The following is a 19367-nucleotide window of genomic DNA, read 5'->3' on the forward strand; positions in this document are numbered from 1 at the left end:
AAAAAATGAATCAAATCAGAATAAATGGTATAATAATAAATATTATTGTGGTATATATTGAAGTGAAGTGGGGAATAAAGATGAGAAGAAGAAAAAAGCCGGGAGCAAAGGAAAAACTATTAAGCTATGAACAATATGTATGTATAAACCCCGAAGATTTTAAAGGAAAGTGGTATGAGTATTTTAATAATTCCAGTGAAATACATGTGGAACTAGGAACAGGCAGAGGGCAGTTTATAACAACTTTGGCAGAATTAAATCCAGCTGTCAATTATATCGGGGTGGAGGTGAAGGAGGAAATTTTACTTAAAGCAGTACAAAAAGCAGAAGAAAAACAATTGAACAACATCGTTTTTCTCTGGTATGATATAAATAAGTTTGCAGATATATTTGAAGAAAATGAATTGAGCAGAATTTATATAAACTTCTGCGACCCATGGCCTAAAAACAGATGGGCAAAAAGAAGGCTTACCCATAGAAAATTTCTTGAAGGATATAAACATTCTTTACAGCAAAACAGTGAAATTCACTTTAAAACGGATAATGAAAAGTTATTTGAATTTTCTTTAAATGAATTCTCACACTGTGATTTCAAGCTGAAAAATATCACTTTTGATCTGCATAACAGCAATTTTGAGGGAAATATCACAACAGAATATGAGGATAAGTTTGTACAAATGGGGATGAGGATATATAGGTGTGAAGCTGTGAAAAGGAGATTTGGACAGGGCACTTGAGTTTAATCTGGAAGCTTACAGCTATAATAGTAGGAGATATATCGTATGAAAGAAGTTACTGCAGCGATTATCATAAATGATGGGAAAGTATTAATAGCTCAAAGAGCTGAGAACCAAAAGTTGGCTGGTAAATGGGAGTTCCCGGGAGGGAAAAAAGTTTGACTTTTGCTCAGAATAGAACATTAGCAGAGTCAAATGAGAATGGAGTAGATGTGCATCTCTTTGAAGTTTTTAAAGAAAAAGAGTATGTATATATGGGACAAGTAAAGCTTGTTGAAAAACCTTTATGACAATCAAAAAGTAATTTTGCGGGATTAATCAAAGATTATGATGATATTTCACAATATGGACGAAAAGAAATAAAAAAATGTTTGATTATATTCAATAAGAAGGATACAATAGATACGAGCACAACACATTAATCAGTTTAGTACTAATGAAAGGAAGTGCGGGACATGAGGGTATTGTTTCTTTCGGTAACAGCTGGACAAGGGCATCATTCTGCCGCTAAAGCTGTTATGGATTATCTTAACGAACGTAATGTAGAATGTACAATGTTGGATACCTTTGAGTACATTAATCCTATTTTAAGCGAGTCAATTGCCAGAGGATATTTGATTTCTACCCAATTCACTCCTGCGGTTTACGGAAAATTATACCGTTTGGCAGAAAAAAAAGAAAAAAGCGATGCCAAATTTTCTATTTCAAAATTAACCAGTTCAATTTTGTCTAGAAAACTAGTTACATATATTCGGGATTATAGCCCTGATGTTATTGTGTGTACTCATATTTTTTCTGCACAGATCATCACCGAGCTAAAAGAAAAAAATCTGGGTGCTAAAACCATCGGAATTATTACTGATTTCACCATTCATCCGTTTTGGGAAGATACTGACCTGGATTATTATATTACTGCCAGTGAACTCCTAAACCATCAAGCTGAAAAAAAGGGAATTCCTATAGAAAAAATTAAGGCTACAGGTATCCCCATACATATGAAATTTTCTAAAAAAATTGATCAGGCTGAGGCGAGAAGGTTATTAGAAGTTGAAGATAAAACTACCATTTTTGTCATGAGTGGAAGCATGGGTTATGGTAATGTAATCAAGATTATCCGGCAGTTGGATGAACTGGATATGGATTTTCAGATTATATCCGTATGTGGCAATAATAAGGGGTTAAAACGAAAGATTGATCATTTGAAAAGTAAGAAGAAAATCTATAACTATGGATTTGTAAACAATGTAGACGTTATAATGGATGCCGCAAACTGTATCGTTACCAAGCCCGGTGGTTTAACCGTATCAGAAAGTCTGGCAAAGAGATTGCCCATGATCTTAATAAACCCTATTCCAGGGCAGGAGGATAGGAATGTAGAATTCCTGTTAAACAACGGATTGGCTGTTAAGACCAGTCCAACCTTTCCTATTGATGAAGCTGTTTTCCAGCTGATGCTCAACGACTGGAGACAACAAAATTTAAAGGAAATGATAAAATATATTGGAAAGCCTAATGCTTCCAAGGATCTTGGGGATTTTATCATTGAACTAATAGGTGGAAATTTGTAGTTGTTTTTTGAAAAAGCTAAGAGTTGATGGGAGTAAAGAGTATACTTGCGATGGTTTCGAGTATACTCTTTTTTCAATAAACAAAATTTTGGAGGATATACAAATGAATGTGTTTGATTTAGATATACCTGAAGGTGTGTATTATATTATGAGCAAGCTAAAAGAAAATGGACATAAAGCTTATATTGTCGGAGGGTGTGTTAGGGATTCCTTGATGCGTATGACTCCTAAGGATTGGGATATTACAACTTCAGCTACGCCTCAGGAAGTCAAAAAGATATTTACTGATACTTACGATACAGGCATTAAGCATGGCACAGTGACGGTGTCGGTAGGAAGGGAAACGTTTGAAGTAACAACCTTCCGGATAGAAGGCGTATACGATGACCATAGAAAACCCTCTAAAGTATTTTTTACTAAAAGTATTTTGGAAGATCTGAAAAGAAGAGATTTTACCATGAATGCAATAGCATTTCATCCTGAAGAAGGTCTTATTGACCCTTTTAACGGGGCTTCAGATATCACAAATAAGATTATACGGTGTGTCGGTATTGCTGATGAAAGGTTTAAAGAAGATGCTTTAAGAATGTTGAGGGCTTTCCGCTTTTCCTGCCAGTTAAATTTTGATATTGAAAAACATACGTTTGAAGCTATTCATAAAAATAGAAAGTTAATTAAAGAAGTTAGTAATGAAAGGGTCCGGGAGGAATTAAATAAGCTTCTTCTATCTGACCATCCAATGAAGTTACTGCTTATGCAAAAAGCTAAAATATTGGCATATATACTTCCGGAATTGGAATGTTGTCTGTTTACAAAGCAGAATCACCCCTATCATGTATATGATGTAGGGCTGCATACATTAAAAGCAGTACAAAGTATTGAAAAAGATATTGCTTTAAAATGGACAATGCTGCTCCACGACGTGGGTAAACCCCTTTCAAAAACGGTAGATAGCGAGGGGATAGACCATTTTTACGGCCATGGAGAAAAAAGTATGGAGCTGGCTGACCGAATCCTTAAACGGCTGAGATTTGATAATAAAACCATAAATAGGATAACCCGGCTTGTAAAATGGCATGATCGGCCTATTGAAGCAACACCTAAAGCTGTACGGAGAGCAGTTCGAATAATAGGTGAAGATATATTTTTAGATTTATTAAAGGTGAAAGAAGCGGATGTAAAAGCTCAAAACCCTGAATATCTGAAAGAAAGGCAAATAAAGCTTCATAATATTAAAAGGATTTACGAAGAAATAAAGCAGTCAGGTCAATGTTTATCAATAAAGGATTTGGCTGTCAGTGGCGAAGATTTGTTGTCTATCGGTATACCGGAAGGAAAAAATATTGGCAGCATTCTTAAGAAATTATTGGATATTGTTATAGAAGCCCCTGAAATGAATACAAGAGAAAAGTTGCTGAGTTATATAAAGGACTCAGAATAAGTATAATTTACTTATTCGTTAATTTTTAAAATCCTGCATTAAACTTTGTCGAGTGATGCAGGATTTTCTATTTTTTTGACGAATTATATAACTTGTCTAATTTTTATATAACTACAAAGGGCTTTTTCTTGGGGGAATGTTATGGCTGTTCAGTCTATAGTGATTGAAATCATTTTAATTGTAGTTTTAAATATATTTGCAGTATATATTAAATATTTAAGAAAAAAGGTCTTAAAAGCAGACAGAGAACTTCAAATGCAATATAAAATGGCCTATTACGATTCTTTGACAGGCTTGCCTAACAGGACTTCATTGATGGAAAGATTAAATGATGCGCTTGTTAGGGCACGCAGAGACAATCATATGGTTAGTGTGATATTTCTTGATCTTGATAACTTTAAGACAATTAATGATACATTGGGACATACTTTTGGAGACCTGTTATTAAAAAATGTTGGAGAGATGCTGCAAAGATATCTGGGAGAAGGGAATACTGTTGCACGCTTAGGGGGAGATGAACTGGTACTGCTGCAGCCGCGAATTTATAGTGTAGATGATGTACTAAAGATAGTTGTTAAAATTGTTGAAGCACTACAGCACCCATGGATATTGGATGATCGTGAATTTTATATTACCACGAGTATAGGAATAGCACTTTACCCTGACCATGGACAAGATGCACAAACCTTGCTTAAAAATGCAGATACTGCAATGTATTATGCAAAAGAACTTGGCAAGAATACCTATCAGCTGTTTAACCAGAGTATGAATACTAAAATATTACAGAGGCTGGAGATGGAAAGTAATCTGAGACATGCCCTAGAACGAAATGAGTTTACCGTTTATTATCAGCCCCAAATTGATGTTGGCACCGGTAAGATTATTGGCGCCGAAGCATTAATACGCTGGATTCATCCTACAATGGGTTTTGTACCTCCGATGGATTTTATTCCTCTGGCAGAAGAAACAGGACTTATAGTGCCTATCAGTGAATGGTTGTTGCGTACTGCTTGTATTCAGAATAAGAAGTGGCAGGAGTCAGGTTTGCCGCCTATATGTATGGCGGTAAACCTTTCGGCACGCCAATTTCAACAACAAAACCTGGTGGAAATGATATCATCATTGTTGCAGGAAACAGCGCTGGAGCAGCAATGGCTTGAATTGGAAATAACAGAAAGCATTGCTATGAAAGATCTGGATTATACAATCCTGGTATTAAAAAGATTAAAAGAAATGGGGATACATATTTCGTTAGATGATTTCGGTACGGGATATTCTTCACTCAATTATTTAAAACGTTTGCCAATTAATACCTTAAAAATCGATAAATCTTTTGTACATGACATTACCGCAAACTCAAATGAAGAAGCAATTGCTAAAGCGTTGATTTCGTTAGCGCATAGTATGAAGCTTACCATAGTTGCAGAAGGAGTAGAGACAGAAGAACAATTTGCATTTCTGAAAGAGCAAAAATGTGACAGGGTACAAGGCTATTTATTTAGTAAACCACTGCCGGTTGACGAGTTTGAAAAATTGTTAAGGCAACAGGCATATCTATAAATTAATATGCGGCTTGGGGACATTCCTCGGCACGAGGTGTGTCCCATGACCTTAGATGACTAAGGAATTATCCCCATGTCGCATTCCTGACCAGTCATGTAAAATAAATAATGTGTTATATATAGTTTAAATGTTGTGTGATTAATTTAAGTAAAAACATACTTACTATTCCTGCTAATACTGTAAAAAACAGATTTTTAGTTTTAGCTGCGACTAAAAAACAAGGAATAGACGCAAGAAAATTTTTGTTGTCAAGACTTACAGCAAGATTTTTATCAGACAGTAATATCCCGGGAACCAGAAGGGCAGATAGTACTGCTACAGGTATATACTTTAACCATTTTAGAAACAATGGGTGCATTTCAAATTTAGATAGTATAACTAAAGGTAACATTCTGGGGATATAAGTAACCAGACTCATTCCGATAATGGCAAGGATAATTTTTTGCTCCATAACTCTACACTCACCCCGATCGTTGCAGCCAATAATGTGGCTATAATAATATTCCAGTTTCCATCTACTTCCACGGCTATCAGTAGTGAGAGTCCTCCGGCGCAGATAGAAACCAGCAAGTCTTTTTTGTCTTTCATTTGCATGAGCAACAAGCCGATAAACATTGCAGATAGTGCAAAATCTATTCCCCAGCGGGCAGGGTCAGGAATTAGATTGCCCAGTGCGCCTCCTAATACTGTGCTGGCAATCCAGCTGGCCTGAGAGGTAATATGCAAGCCGGCAAAATATTTTGCCGAACAAGTTTCTGCCCTGGCTTGAGTGATCCCTACTGCATAAGTTTCGTCCGTAATTCCAAAAGAAATCAATGCCTGGATAGGAGAAGCTATGTGTTTGAGATAGGGGGAGAGTGATGCACTCATTAGCAAATGACGCAGGTTAACCAGGAAAGTAGTCATAATAATAGAGATTACCCCTGCCCCCGATGCGATCATAGCTGCGGCAATAAATTGTGCTGAACCTGCATATACAAAAAGGGACATGAAGAATATATCTAAGATTGTCAAGCCCTGTTGGACAGCTAAAACTCCGAAAGCAAAGCCAATGGGTAAATAACCAAGAGCAATAGGCATGGCTCCTTTTGCACCTTTTATATAATCATTTTTCATAGAGTACCTCCTGATGTTTATGATGAACGTTTGCGGTTCGTAATTCATATTAATCGCTACGATATACCTTCACAGGTCATAAATTATAGATGAAAATAGTCTGTACATTGGATTTACTCCCCACTATTTTTACATTATAAAATAGAAAAAGGACAGGGTCAATAAAAATTAGTGTTAAGGAATTGAAAGAAACAAAAGAATTGGAAATATAAATAGTAACAAATGTAAACAAAGTTTAATATTGTTTTTATTGTAATAGATATATTATTGCTGTAAAATAATATGTGTCAGATTTAAAAAGCGGCAAGGAGAGGGAAGATGATGGGTAACATATTCTTTATTGCCTTTGCAGTTGGGGTTGTTTATACGCTTATCTCCTTTTTATTAGGTCAAATTTTGAGCTTTGATGGGGGAGATATTGATGTAGATCTCGATTGGGAGGGTATAGGGTTCTTTGATATTCCTATTTCACCTTTAAAACCGGTGATAATTGCCAGCTTTATAACTATATTTGGCGGCGTTGGTCTATTAGCGCATCGTTACAATGGAATGACTTTTCTTTTATCATTTTGTCTTGCTTTAACAATGGCTTTAATTGGTGCATTTTTAATATACAAGTTAATAGTTATTCCACTATATCGCGCTCAAAATACTAGTGCCCATGATATAAATCATCTTCAGGGTACCGATGCCGTTGTGACTTCATCAATTTATGGAGATAAATTTGGAAGAATCCGTTACGTTGTTAATGACTGTACATATTCTGCTCCTGCACGGTCTATTAACCAACAGGATATAAGACAGGGGGAAAAGGTCATCATCATTGACGTTGAAAAAAATGTTTTTTATGTAGAGAAGCTTCATGAATAGCTGGTTCGTTTAAAGTTTTACAAAAAATAGTACAAAAGGAAATGTGTAGATTTATGACTCCAGAGTCGCAAATCTATGAACGAACAATGGGGACGGTTCTTATTGTGTGGCGAATGTATGGAACAATGGGGACGGTTCTTATGAGACACGAACAATGGGGACGCTTGAACAGAGCTAGGGAAATAGAGGTTATGTCTGCTCTGGATATATTTTAGGATAACAGGTATTAATAGAACTGCTGCTAGCAAATCTTGACAATGAGAACCGTCCCTATTGACCTCTATGACAATGAGAACCGTCCCTATTGACCCTAGTCCCTATTGACCCTACTATTGACCTCTATTGACCAAGTAGCTTTTATAAGTAAACACAGGTTAAAAGAATTAAAAGGAAAAATAATCTCTTCTTAAAATGGAGGAGATTATTTTTGTTTATATATCATTTTTGACGGATAGGACGGTTAATTAAAACCCCTAAACCGGGCCATTCGCGCCTCAAATGTGGCCAGTTGCGCCGTAAAAGTGACCAGTTAGGAAAATCGGCAGGATTTTGGGAGTGTATCAAGAATATATCAAATATAACAAAAACTTAGAATTAATATCTTACAAGCAACATGGTTATATCAATACACTGAATGGAAAATCTCGTTATAAAACATCTATATCAATAACACTAAATATATTACATGCGTTATGACGGGGAAGCAGCAACATGTATGGAATGTTGCTGCCAGAAAATCACCATGGAGGGAGATTTTAGGCTTATTCCGGCACGGGTGCCGTTATAAGCCGACGGCAAAACATGGAGTACATGCTGCTGTTTCCACCAATGTAATGTATTAAGTGTAATTTATATAGTATACGTTATATTGAAAATTTTTTGAAAGAAAAAAAGCGTGGTGATTCCCTTGGGCTGAAAAAGTGATGCGCTTATTGTTGCAAATAAAAAATAGAGTTAAGGAGGTATACAAGTCATGATAATACATATAAGATCGCCGAACAAAATCAGAATGTTTTTTTATTAAAAGATTTTACAATGTTAAATGGGTAGTGTCAAAAGATTTATAAAAAATGATTAACATAAGAAGATGATAAATGACATAAGAAGACCTAAAGCAGCATAAGTTGCACCACATATAAAAAGATACATCGTCATTGTAAGCCCTCAAGGGCAATACTGTGTTCGGCTTACGCTGACTTTTGACAGCCTTATTCTTGCGATGGAAAGGATAACCAAGCGGTGCAAGAGACGCAAGTAAAACTAAGTAAAACTAGCGTTTTCACACTTGATGATAGATTTGAACCTTGACAAAATGAGCCGGATAGTTGGGATGAATTTTCACTATAAGGACAAAGACCCCGTGGTGGAGTTTGACTGACATCCACCTCATGGACTGCAGAACGAAGGAATTAAGGGCTATGACCCCGTTAGATATGGGAGGTTTGCTGCCGGAGATTATGTGGATACCAATGGCCGTGATACTGAAAGAAAGACGCAGTGTTATTAGGTCATACAACATCATTCATAATTGTGCAGCAATGCAATATCTGTCCATATGGCATGTTTTGAAAATGTTGAAATTCTATGATTGAGTGAAAAAATGAAAGAAAACGAAGAAATATTAGGGAGGTATATAATTATCATGAAAAAAATTATATGCTCATTGACTGTTTTGGCATTGACTTTTAATGTTTTTGCAGTGTCTGCAAGTGCAAAATCAAAAAAACCGTTGGGGAATGTAACTGAAGAGAAATTGGACATTCCACATGAAGTAACTACAACTATGCAATATGACTTGGAAGAAGCGCAAAAAATTGCAGAACAAGAAAAAAGCAGTCATATTGACAACTCAGATAACACCTCAACGACTCTAGGTGATGTTACGACACAAGATTTGGATTTGAGGTGGCATACACATCGTATTGAAAACGTAAGGATATATCAGATTAATGATTATTATCCAGTTACAGACTGGTACGTTGGTTCTGCTACAATTGCATATCAGCAAGGACAATCTTTCACAATTTCGGGCTCTGTTAACACAACTTGCGGAGTTAGTGCAAGTACAGCAGTTGCTCAAGTCAAAGCGGATACAGGTGTTACTATAGGGGCTTCTACAACGGTAACTTGTAGTACTACATATACAAGAACAATTTCTTCAGGTTATAAAGGGAGAATAATTTACAGATATACCTATGATTATGCAACCTTCACCTGTGTAAAAGACTATGATAATCCTAATTATCGTGATGAATATGGTGAGGGAGATGGCAAATCTGCAGCATATGATGGGTACTTTACTTTGCAACAAGTTTCACTTTAAAGTATATAAAAATATTATAGAACAATCATTTTTTGATTGTTCTATAATATTTCTATAATATTTTTATATATCTATATCCAGTATTGTTGAAAATAAAAGTTTTGCAAAAGTCAATAGTAATAGTTTACAGGTATAACCTGGACATATAAGAAAACTATGGGTAGTGTTAGAGAAAAGGGAAGTGATCACCTAAGTCTAACAATATAAAATAGTAAACTTCTTGGTTCTACGGTCTGCATCGGTTTCGTCAACGGATTTTTCCAGAACATTCATTGGTAAAAAGCCTTTTAAAGTTTCAAAAACTATGCATAGGTTATATAAATTAGCGTAATAAGAGGAGGCCTGTAATGAAACAAATAAGTATTTGTGTTATTTTTATATCTATCATAATAATATTAACTTCATGTAATAGTAAAGTAGCAAATTATAATCAATCATTGTCGTATATGGAACTTATTGAATTTGATAAATATAATTCATTAATAACACTAAATGATGATATAGATCCAAATTCATATGAATCTATCTTGTTTTATGGTAAAATTAACTCATCACAGGCGATTGAAGAAATAGAAGAAGATATTAAACAAGAACTGAAGTCAATATCATTAATACAAAATGAAGAAATTATTATGGAGTCAGATAATTTTATTTGGAACATAAACGATAGTGATAATATAAAAAATTTTGAATTACAAGTAAATATACTTCCAAATAAAATAGATACTAATGTTTATATTGATAAATTACAGTTAAATTTAAATACAGATAAGAAAATAACAAAAGAGATTGGAATGTATTACATAAATACACATAACATGGCCAATAATAAAATATTATCTGTTGTTGAGTCGCCTATTGAACCACATAAACTACCTGTTATTGGAAAGGAATCAACAGTTAGTTATAGAATTATGACGCTAACAGAAAACTTTAACAATAACTTTAAAGTTACAGTAGATGTACCGGAATTTTTTACTAAATTTTTTTCAATAACAAGTGTTAAATGGAATTACGATGATAAGCTAACTGAAGATATAAAAAAAGAGTATAAGAAATCTATTACAGAAGCTGAAATTAAAAACGTAAAGATATATGAAGTTATAGTAACATATAAGGTAAACGAAAAAAGCAATATTCTTTTTAAACCTTTAATTTTCTCAGATATTACTAATTCAAATGAATTTTGTACTCCCTCTGTTCCATTAAAGTTTCATTATACTGATTAAGACGATTTAGAGCAAGACGGAGCAATGGGGACGGTTCTTCTTGTACGGAGCAATGGGGACGGTTCTTCTTGAACAGAGCTGGGGAAATAGAGGTTATGTCTGCTCTGGATATATTTTAGGATAACAGGTATTAATGGAACTGCTGTTAGCAAATCTTGACAATGAGAACCGTCCTTATTGACTTCCCTAAAGCATCTATATCAATAACACTAAATATATTACATGCGTTATGACGGGGAAGCAGCAACATATATGGAATGTTGCTGTCAGAAAATCACCATGGAGGGAGATTTTAGGCTTATTCCGGCACGGGTGCCGTTATAAGCCGACGGCAAAACATGGAGTACATGCTGCTGTTTCCACCAATGTAATGTATTAAGTGTAATTTATATAGTATACGTTATATTGAAAATTTTTTGAAAGAAAAAAAGCGTGGTGATTCCCTTGGGCTGAAAAAGTGATGTGCTTATTGTTGCAAATAAAAAATAGAGTTAAGGAGGTTACTACTATGAAAAAATTACTGTCTGTAATTTTAATTTTATCAATTCTATTGAGTTCCAGTTCTCAAATATTTGCTAAAAACGGAGGTTATGAGAAAGCAGAACCATTCTTTAGTGAAAGTGAAGCTGCCGATATAGCACTGCTGTTCGTTTTGAAAAACATGGACAATAGTGGGACCTGGAACAAGAATACAATGATAAACAAAGTATACACTCTCTATGACGTAGATGATGCTATAACAGGTTATACATTTTGCTTGAATACTGATGGCAATGAAAGCGGTTATATATGTGTTTCAGCCAATGAAGACGAAATGCCGATTCAAGAGTTTTCATTCAGCGGAACACCTATATTTGAAGAAAGCCTAGAAGAAGGCATTCTTTCTGATGTTGAGGTGAATGATTTTTCAGGTTCCAATAACAAAAATAATCGTAAAGGCAGAATTGTATATAATGGTCCATTAGAATATTTCCTGAATTCTGATGGGAAATATTACGACATGGATAGAAAAAAAATTCCCGATAAAAAAGATATTAAAAAACACAAAATGTCGCAAAATGGTAGTTCCAATAGTATAAGAGAAATCATGAAATAAAAAAATTAATCCAGGATAGTTACAAATCTTATATAGGAGCAACCTATGACGGTCAAATCAGCGGCTATGTTATTGATGATAGATTTGACTATATGATAGACAGGTATGAGGATTACAGATATGAGGACGGAAATAGTCTCTCTGGTTTTCCGGGCTTGGATATGGATGACTTCGGTGATGATAATGACTGTACCCTGGTATCAATAACAGCTATGTCATATTATTGCCATAATAACGGTTATGACGATATTCCAAGTTCTACCACCAAAATTTATAATGATGTTTTGGATGTTGCAGAGGACCATGGATACACACCTGAAGGTGGAACAAATCCTACTGTAATTGACAATATAATTGAAGATGTATTTGACGAATGGGGATACGATATTAACGCAAGCAACGTGTATATTTGGTCGTTTAGTACCTTCACAAATGAAATTGATCGTAATAGACCGGTGATTTTTAACATAGCAACCGGCTATTATAGTAATCACTCAGTTTCTATTTTTGGGTATAAGGAATATGACGTTGCCGATTTTTTAATGGTAAAAGATAATTGGTCTACATCTACAAGATATATACACTATCAGGAAATGTACGATGATTTCGGAAGTGTAACCAAAACCAATATAGACATAGATTAGAATTCAACAAATATGCCGAAAATGCATATAGTGATATTAATAAACTAGTTTATGGAAATTTTTGATTTTATTGATTTTCTCGTTAATTGCTTAACTTTATCGGACATAGTTTCATTGCCTTTTGGGATCTGGCTTTGGAACGATATCTTAATTTAAACACAGGGCAATGAACTTGTCCATTTCACTTGTTTGAATTTGTAAAGTCTAAAATACGTCACTAAAGGGGGATAATATATTGAAAAAAAAGTTGTTTGCTGCAATTTTGCTAGTACTAGTTTTGTTAGTGCTTTCAGCTATCGGAATATTTGTTTTACGGGCATTTGATTCCAGCTTCAGGTATAGTTTTGATGTCAATTTTAATAACGCAAAAGAACATAAATCATATTCTGAAGATTTAAGGAATTTTACAACATTACCCTTGCCTCCATCTACTGCATTTGCTTTCAGACATTCAGATACAGCGGTAACGTATTATACTAAACTAAACTATGACGAATTTATTAAATATTACAAAGATAATGGTTATACAGTAAATGAAAATGTAATCACACATAATAATGTAAACTTTATAATCATATACAAAAATTATGAAGGAAGCTATAAATACAATTTCATTGAAATTGATTTATTTACAAGAAGACTGCAGAACAATGGGAACGGTTCTTGTTGATAAATTACTTGAACAGAGCTGGGGAAATAGAGGTTATGTCTGTTCTGGATATATTTTAGGATAACAGGTATTAATAGAACTGCTGTTAGCAAATCTTGACAATGAGAACCGTCCCTGTTGGCTCCCAGCAAATCTTGACAATGAGAACCGTCCCTGTTGGCTCCCTGGCTCCACGTCCCTATTGGCTCCTGACAGTTAATTTAAATTCTAAGCTGGGCCATTCGCACCTCAAATGTGGCCAGTTGCGCCGTAAAAGTGACCAGTTAGGAAAATTAGAAGGATTTTGGGAATGTATCAAGAATATATAAAATATAACAAAAATTTAGAATTAACATCTTACAAGCAATATGGTTATATCAATATACTGATTTTTGAATGGAAAATCTCGTTATAAAGCATTTATTATGCATTATATTGAAAACTTTTTGAAAGGAAAAAAGCGGGGTGATTCTTGATTATTCGAACCTTGAAAAGGGCATAGCAAAGCTAACCATCACCCAAAGGGAGGACAAAAGCCAGTCCCAGATTAACTTTACAGTATAATCATGCTACGGTATCTCAAAAATGTAAAGAGTTTTTTACAGACAAATTTGGTGCTACTAGATGACCGGAAGGGAAACAGCAGCTTGGCCTAATGGCAGTAGCAATAGAAAAAAGAAGTGATGGTTGGGGTTGGCTTGTGGATTTATGGAAAAGATGTCTTTCGATAAGAAGTTCCACCGGTTCAGGTTGATGGATAAAACTGTGGAAAACAAAAGGTGTGTTTACCACAATTTTATCCACAACCTTCACCGGGAACTTCTAATCTCAAGCCACTTTCTCACAAGCTCCACAAGCCCGGTTGCTGCTACAAAACAATTTAATTATTTATTTATGTTATGTAGACAAAGTATATTATTGGCATTTAGTATGCCATAAATCAGTAATGTGAAGTGTTAATTACCAGTTAAATACTGGTAAAATAAATAAACCTAAATAAACCTGGACACGAACTAACTTGTTGTGTACAGGTACTATTATACGAGGAGGTATACAAGTCATGATAATACATATAAGGTCACCGGACAAAAAAGGTTTTTACGCCTTAGTATCTTGATCTTTGTGAAGACTTAGTTAAATATAATATAGAATCGCTTTTCTTATATTTTTCAAATATATTATTAGTGTTGAACAGAGAATCAATGGGAAAAGTTCAGGCTCTTTTGTTCTAAAATAACAAATGGGAGGGATAAAGATGTTAACAACGGATAAACTTTGTAAAACACTGAAAAGATCATTTATCTTTATATGTACGATAGTAGTTACGATTTCCATAATAGCAGTATCCAATGTTTTTGGAGCATATGGACAAATAGATATGCGCTCTCCAGTTTCTTCTCCTGTTAATGCTGGCTATTTATATGGAGAAAAATTAACTTCAAGTAGTACTTACGGACATATGGGACTAGATTTTGCATCAAGTATCGGTACAAGTGTTTATGCAACATATGCGGGTAAAGTTATTAAGAAAAAAGATTTAGGTAATTCTTCATACGGAAAATATATTGTTATAGAATCTATACATCCTGTTTATACGAGCACAAAATTTTATCATTATTATTGCCATTTGAGTGAGTTTTCAACGAGTATAAGTGAAGGTCAAACAATATCAGCTGGCACATATTTAGGAAAGACTGGGCAATCTGGCAATGTTACCGGTCCTCATTTGCATTATGAAATTAGAATGGGTGCAGATGATTGGTATGCACAGAGAAACCCGGAGGGATTGCTTGCAAGAAGTTCATCGGATGGTTATGGTGCAATAAGAGGTAAGTTGTACACAGCAAATGGTAACTGGGCAAGATACAAGAGAATATCCGGTGCAACAAAAGGAACCGATATAAATTATGGTGCTTCTTATTCGTATTATGTCATGGCTAATGGCAATCCTTTTCCTGATGAGACTGCGTATGGTATTAATTATTATATTGCAAGAATCAGTATTGTTGCAAATAAAAGTTTAGCAAAAATCAATAGTAATAATTTACAGGTATAACCTGCACCCATAAGAAAATTATGGTTAACGTTAGAGAAAAGGGGAGTGACCACCTAAGCCTAACAATATTAAATTTAAAAACTTAATATGACGAAACCTTACCAAACATACACTGGATGTAGAAATCAACGTACTCTCTCTTCCAATTAAACCGCTTTCGTTTGCGACCTGGAGGTTTTACAGTGGATAGAGACTTTTTAAGGTAGGCAATGGTATTCCACAGTCCGCCTGCAATGAGTCTTACCATCTCCAAGAAGTTATGATTGGTACCCACCAGAATATGCATGAGTTTTAACAAGCAAAACAGAATCAATGCCGTGTAAATCTGGTTTAAGACTGCATTAAAACTGGTACCATAAAACTTCTTGATTTTAAGATGCTGCTTTATCCACTTAAAGAATAGCTCTATCTGCCATCTTAGACGGTAGATTTCAGCTATTTCCTCACCTGTAAGGTCAAAGCGGTTTGTGGCTATATAAAAGGGCTCACCTGTAGAAGAGTCGATTACTTCCACAACTCTCAAGGAGTGCTGCATCTTTGTATAAAAGCCACCGAGAATTACTTCTTTATCAGATAGTACAGGGCCTCCCTGGGATATTGAGTTTATACTAACTAACTCCATTACAGCATTCTTTTTAAGCCTTGTGATAAAGAATATATCCTCCTTGCAGTACCTGTCAAACTCTTTGTAGTCTAAATAGCCGCGGTCAAATATATATGTGATGTTGGGTTTGGTAATAAGGGAATCCATCTTCTCTTTGTCATGTATAATACCCTCTGTCACTATAATCTGATCCGGGTAACCTAAAAGAACATCGTACAGGGTATGCACCTTGACTGCAGCTTTAGTTTCCCGATAGTCAGCCCAGGGAAAGAGAGAGATACAAAGCCTTATTATAGTAGCGTCCAGTATCTTTAGCGTGCCCCAGCTACCAGGTATGATACGTATACCGTGATGCTTTTTAAGTTTAGCAAGAACAGCTTCAAATATCCTTCTAAAAACATCCGGATCACGGTCGCTGTTTTTGCGGGATAGCTGTGAAAAACTTATTGTGCCAGTATATTTCTGGAGTTTCTGGTCAGCCATAATACCTGTAACAATATCCCTAAGGCTGTCTTTCTGGACCAAGTGTGCATACATCATAGTATTCAGTTGCCGAAGAACAGTAAATTTCTTGGTTCCGTGGTCTGCATCGGTTTCGTCAACGGCTTTTTCCAGTAAGTTCATTGGTAAAAAGCCTTTTAAAGTTTCAAAAACTGTAGTACAATCATTCATGTTTGTTAACTCCTTCGTTAATAGAATGTGGTTGGTTGGGTACTACCACTAATATTAACAAGGAGTTTTCATTTTACCAACAGGTATTTATTACCGTTGATTTTTGCTAAAAAATTTTATGCAACAATACTGTGCAAGAATAAGAACAGGAAATATTACTTTAAGCTATGATAACGATAAGCGTACTCAAAATATTACGGTATATTCTAATACAGATTCTGCGGCAACTGACGTATACTTACCATAATCGAGGAGGGGAATTCATGAAAAAAGGCATTTGGATTATCGCAGCACTTATTTGCGTTTTGGGGGTAACAGTAATATCCTTTGCAAGCATAAATTCCGGATTATTTGTCAGAGATAAGATATTGGAAGAACATGCTGAAGATATAAAAAAGACAAAAGTTGACGTAAAGGAACAAATATCCATCAAAGATGAAAAAACACCTGCAGATATTAATATTATCCAATCAAAAAAAATAGCTGATGATGGAAGTATGATATTTGAGGTTGTGAATAACGGCAAAGTAATGGGTTCATTTTATTACAAACCCTGGTTGGAAAACAGGCCTGTCTTTACAAAACTGGAAAATGGCGATTTCATTTTAGGCAAAACCATGTATTATTCAACGAAAGAACAAGTATTAAAACCGTTAGCAGGAGAAGTTAATCTAAGCATATTTGATTATGACGTTCTAGGAAATAAAGTGGCTCTTATAGGCAAGCAAGACAAGAATAATGAAGCAATCATGAAAGTATTCATATACAACATAGAAACTAAGGAATATGCTGAAGTTGATTCATTCAAATATCCAAATTATATGCATCAGGAAACAGTTTTACTCTGCTGGAAAAGTAATGAAGAACTGTTTTATGACTATTGCGAAGGGACAAAACCGCTGATAAAGAGTTATAACACCCATAATGGGGATAAAAAAGTTTTTATGGACAGTGCAATGAACCCGCAAATTTCTCCTCAGGGCAACTACATGGTTCTTTTAAAAATATCCTCTTTAAACAAAAGTGATCGGACAATTGATGAGTTGCAGCTTGTTGATGTATCTAAAAAAGAGAAAATAACCAAAGTAAATGGCTCAAAAAAGATATTTTGGCACGATGATTTGCTTTTTGTAAAGAACATGGACGAGGCAGTTATTGAGGTTTTGGATTGTAAAGCCGGCGGGAAAAAGATAAAAAGCATTCCGATGGCGGATATGCCTGTTGAAATAAAGGTTAGCAATAACAATGTTAAAATTAAATCTTATAAATTTAATGAAGGAATGATCACTTTAAATGAGGTGGATGAAGCACTTAAATAATATATTTTACCGGGCTATATTTAAAGATAACGGAAAATTCAGGTCTCAATATATTACGGGCAGGTTATCCTGCTCTTTTTTTTGTGTGCATTTATACTACCACATAGGTTAAAGCATTGTAAGACCCTATCTTTCAGAGGCTTGCACCTAAAGTCCTGCTGCAATCTGAATATTTTATAGTATACATATGTCGAAATTTGTTGGTATTTGTAGGAAATTTTGTATTGGTATTCAATGTATTATTATGGTAAAATTAGATTATAACTTGAATCGTCTGTATAAATTTTGTTTACAAGTTGGTTGTAAAGGATTTTAAAGTCGTATTATTACTAATTTTGTCGTATAAGGATGATTTGGTATACTGCAGTAAATACCATGGTATGTTACATTATTACTAAGTTTTGTAGTATATGGTACTTCTATGAATCAGATATTCTACAGAGCTTAAAAATAGGGGGCGTTATGGATGAACAGCATTTTAATTCTAGAAGATGAAGATTACACCAGAAAATTTATTAAACAATTAGTATCAGAAAGTGCACCAGCCTTTCAAATTCTTGATACCTCAAAGAGCAGTGAAGCGATTGATTTTGCAAAAGAGTATCTACCGGATATTGCGCTGCTGGATATAGAACTTGATGCCAGTGAAAAGTTAAATGGACTGGATGTTGCAAAAATCATCCATACCGTTAGTCCTGATACAAAACTTGTGTTCATCACGGGACATTCACAATATGCGATGTACTCTTTCGGTGTACATCCGTATGATTATATCCTAAAGCCGATTGATATAAAAAAGTTTATAGAAACCATCAGTGTATTAACAAATGAAGTAAAAAAAGAAAAAACTGTTCTAAGAAAAGCAAATAAAATTATTATAGAAAACAATAATGAAATTATTTTTATAACACCCGAAGACATACTTTTCATAGAAAAACAGAAAAAGAGTTTATTGGTCTATACTGCTGAAAATGTGTACTGTGTACAACAGACGCTAAACGGGCTGGAGCAAAGCCTGCCGCAATATTTCATAAGGGTGCACAGGTCTTTTATTGTAAACAAAAATAAAATTCATAAAATCAGGAAAACAGGAAACAGAACCTATCAAATTGAGTTTTTAGAAACTGATAAAGTAGCTTTTATGAGTAAACACAGGTTAAAAGAATTAAAAGGAAAAATAATCTCTTCTTAAAATGGAGGAGATTATTTTTATTTATATTATCATTTTTGACGGATAAGACGGTTAATTAAAACCCTAAACCGGGCCATTCACACCTCAAATGTGACCAGTTGCGTCGAAAAACAATGGGGACGGTTCTTGTTGATAAATTACTTGAACAGAGCTAGGGAAATAGAGATTATGTCTGTTCTGGATATATTTTAGGATAACAGGTATTAATAGAACTGCTGTTAGCAAATCTTGACAATGAGAACCGTCCCCATTGTTTTCCATTGTTTTTCCTAAAAAAATTTATATAAG

At 34.7% G+C, this 19367-nt stretch carries 21 protein-coding genes; 18 read left to right on the top strand and 3 right to left on the bottom strand.

What is annotated here, in order from left to right:
- Window positions 1-5: 5 nt before the first annotated feature.
- From trmB to CIB29_RS01170, 6 genes are all read left to right on the top strand, one after another.
- Window positions 6-737: a tRNA (guanosine(46)-N7)-methyltransferase TrmB gene (gene trmB, locus CIB29_RS01145; protein ID WP_341444348.1), complete on the top strand. Its 732-nt coding sequence runs from the start codon at window positions 6-8 to the stop codon at window positions 735-737.
- A gap of 45 nt (window positions 738-782) precedes the next feature.
- Window positions 783-899 (top strand): NUDIX domain-containing protein, encoded by a 117-nt coding sequence (locus CIB29_RS01150; RefSeq protein WP_157910171.1) that lies wholly within the window; start codon window positions 783-785, stop codon window positions 897-899.
- Window positions 896-1027, top strand: a complete 132-nt coding sequence (locus CIB29_RS19410) for a hypothetical protein (protein WP_278335795.1) — start codon at window positions 896-898, stop codon at window positions 1025-1027. Before CIB29_RS01150 ends, CIB29_RS19410 begins: the two co-directional genes overlap by 4 nt.
- Window positions 1028-1192: 165 nt before the next feature.
- Window positions 1193-2305 carry an MGDG synthase family glycosyltransferase gene (locus CIB29_RS01160; RefSeq protein WP_094545938.1) on the top strand — a complete coding sequence of 371 codons (1113 nt, stop codon included), beginning with the start codon at window positions 1193-1195 and terminating at the stop codon, window positions 2303-2305.
- A 103-nt stretch (window positions 2306-2408) separates the two neighbouring features.
- Window positions 2409-3746: a CCA tRNA nucleotidyltransferase gene (locus tag CIB29_RS01165; RefSeq protein ID WP_094545940.1), complete on the top strand. Its 1338-nt coding sequence runs from the start codon at window positions 2409-2411 to the stop codon at window positions 3744-3746.
- 141 nt (window positions 3747-3887) lie between these two features.
- On the top strand, window positions 3888-5306 hold the full coding sequence (locus tag CIB29_RS01170) for a putative bifunctional diguanylate cyclase/phosphodiesterase (RefSeq protein WP_094545942.1): 1419 nt from the start codon (window positions 3888-3890) through the stop codon (window positions 5304-5306).
- A gap of 115 nt (window positions 5307-5421) precedes the next feature.
- On the opposite strand, the gene CIB29_RS01175 is transcribed toward CIB29_RS01170, so the two are convergent.
- Window positions 5422-5760 (bottom strand): AzlD domain-containing protein, encoded by a 339-nt coding sequence (locus CIB29_RS01175; RefSeq protein ID WP_094545944.1) that lies wholly within the window; start codon window positions 5758-5760, stop codon window positions 5422-5424.
- Window positions 5724-6425, bottom strand: coding sequence for an AzlC family ABC transporter permease (locus CIB29_RS01180; RefSeq protein WP_094545946.1), 702 nt, complete (start codon window positions 6423-6425; stop codon window positions 5724-5726). The genes CIB29_RS01175 and CIB29_RS01180 overlap by 37 nt, the downstream gene beginning before the upstream one ends.
- 318 nt (window positions 6426-6743) lie before the next feature.
- On the opposite strand from CIB29_RS01180, the gene CIB29_RS01185 reads away from it, so the two are divergent.
- The 10 genes from CIB29_RS01185 to CIB29_RS01220 all read left to right on the top strand — a co-directional run bounded on the left by CIB29_RS01185 (window position 6744) and on the right by CIB29_RS01220 (window position 15292).
- Window positions 6744-7295: an NfeD family protein gene (locus CIB29_RS01185; RefSeq protein WP_094545948.1), complete on the top strand. Its 552-nt coding sequence runs from the start codon at window positions 6744-6746 to the stop codon at window positions 7293-7295.
- Between the two features lie 53 nt (window positions 7296-7348).
- Window positions 7349-7510 carry a hypothetical protein gene (locus CIB29_RS18800; protein WP_198543692.1) on the top strand — a complete coding sequence of 54 codons (162 nt, stop codon included), beginning with the start codon at window positions 7349-7351 and terminating at the stop codon, window positions 7508-7510.
- Window positions 7511-7987: 477 nt separating this feature from the next.
- Entirely contained in the window at window positions 7988-8137 is a 150-nt protein-coding gene (locus tag CIB29_RS18805) for a hypothetical protein (protein ID WP_198543693.1), read from the top strand.
- Between the two features lie 546 nt (window positions 8138-8683).
- The gene (locus CIB29_RS18810; RefSeq protein ID WP_094545950.1) at window positions 8684-8887 is read left to right on the top strand and encodes a hypothetical protein; all 204 of its coding nucleotides are present in this window, start codon (window positions 8684-8686) and stop codon (window positions 8885-8887) included.
- An 8-nt stretch (window positions 8888-8895) separates the two neighbouring features.
- Window positions 8896-9618 (top strand): hypothetical protein, encoded by a 723-nt coding sequence (locus CIB29_RS01195; protein ID WP_094545952.1) that lies wholly within the window; start codon window positions 8896-8898, stop codon window positions 9616-9618.
- A 347-nt stretch (window positions 9619-9965) separates the two neighbouring features.
- A complete protein-coding gene (locus tag CIB29_RS01200) occupies window positions 9966-10847 on the top strand; it encodes a hypothetical protein (RefSeq protein ID WP_094545954.1) in 882 nt (293 codons plus the stop codon).
- 508 nt (window positions 10848-11355) lie between these two features.
- Window positions 11356-11943, top strand: coding sequence for a hypothetical protein (locus CIB29_RS01205; protein ID WP_094545956.1), 588 nt, complete (start codon window positions 11356-11358; stop codon window positions 11941-11943).
- Between the two features lie 92 nt (window positions 11944-12035).
- Window positions 12036-12587, top strand: a complete 552-nt coding sequence (locus tag CIB29_RS01210) for a C39 family peptidase (protein ID WP_094545958.1) — start codon at window positions 12036-12038, stop codon at window positions 12585-12587.
- Between the two features lie 235 nt (window positions 12588-12822).
- Window positions 12823-13257: a hypothetical protein gene (locus CIB29_RS01215; RefSeq protein WP_094545960.1), complete on the top strand. Its 435-nt coding sequence runs from the start codon at window positions 12823-12825 to the stop codon at window positions 13255-13257.
- A gap of 1234 nt (window positions 13258-14491) precedes the next feature.
- Window positions 14492-15292, top strand: a complete 801-nt coding sequence (locus CIB29_RS01220; RefSeq protein ID WP_157910173.1) for a M23 family metallopeptidase — start codon at window positions 14492-14494, stop codon at window positions 15290-15292.
- Between the two features lie 82 nt (window positions 15293-15374).
- Here CIB29_RS01220 and CIB29_RS01225 read toward each other — a convergent pair whose 3' ends face one another.
- Window positions 15375-16568, bottom strand: coding sequence for an IS4 family transposase (locus CIB29_RS01225; protein WP_094545964.1), 1194 nt, complete (start codon window positions 16566-16568; stop codon window positions 15375-15377).
- Window positions 16569-16831: 263 nt separating this feature from the next.
- Between CIB29_RS01225 and CIB29_RS01230 the strand changes: the two genes are divergently transcribed.
- Window positions 16832-17887, top strand: a complete 1056-nt coding sequence (locus CIB29_RS01230; RefSeq protein ID WP_094545966.1) for a hypothetical protein — start codon at window positions 16832-16834, stop codon at window positions 17885-17887.
- 466 nt (window positions 17888-18353) lie between these two features.
- Complete coding sequence (locus tag CIB29_RS01235; protein ID WP_094545968.1) at window positions 18354-19079, top strand: LytR/AlgR family response regulator transcription factor; 726 nt, start codon at window positions 18354-18356, stop codon at window positions 19077-19079.
- Window positions 19080-19367 lie beyond the last annotated feature (288 nt).

The organism is Petroclostridium xylanilyticum (assembly GCF_002252565.1).
GTDB lineage: Bacteria > Bacillota > Clostridia > SK-Y3 > SK-Y3 > Petroclostridium > Petroclostridium xylanilyticum.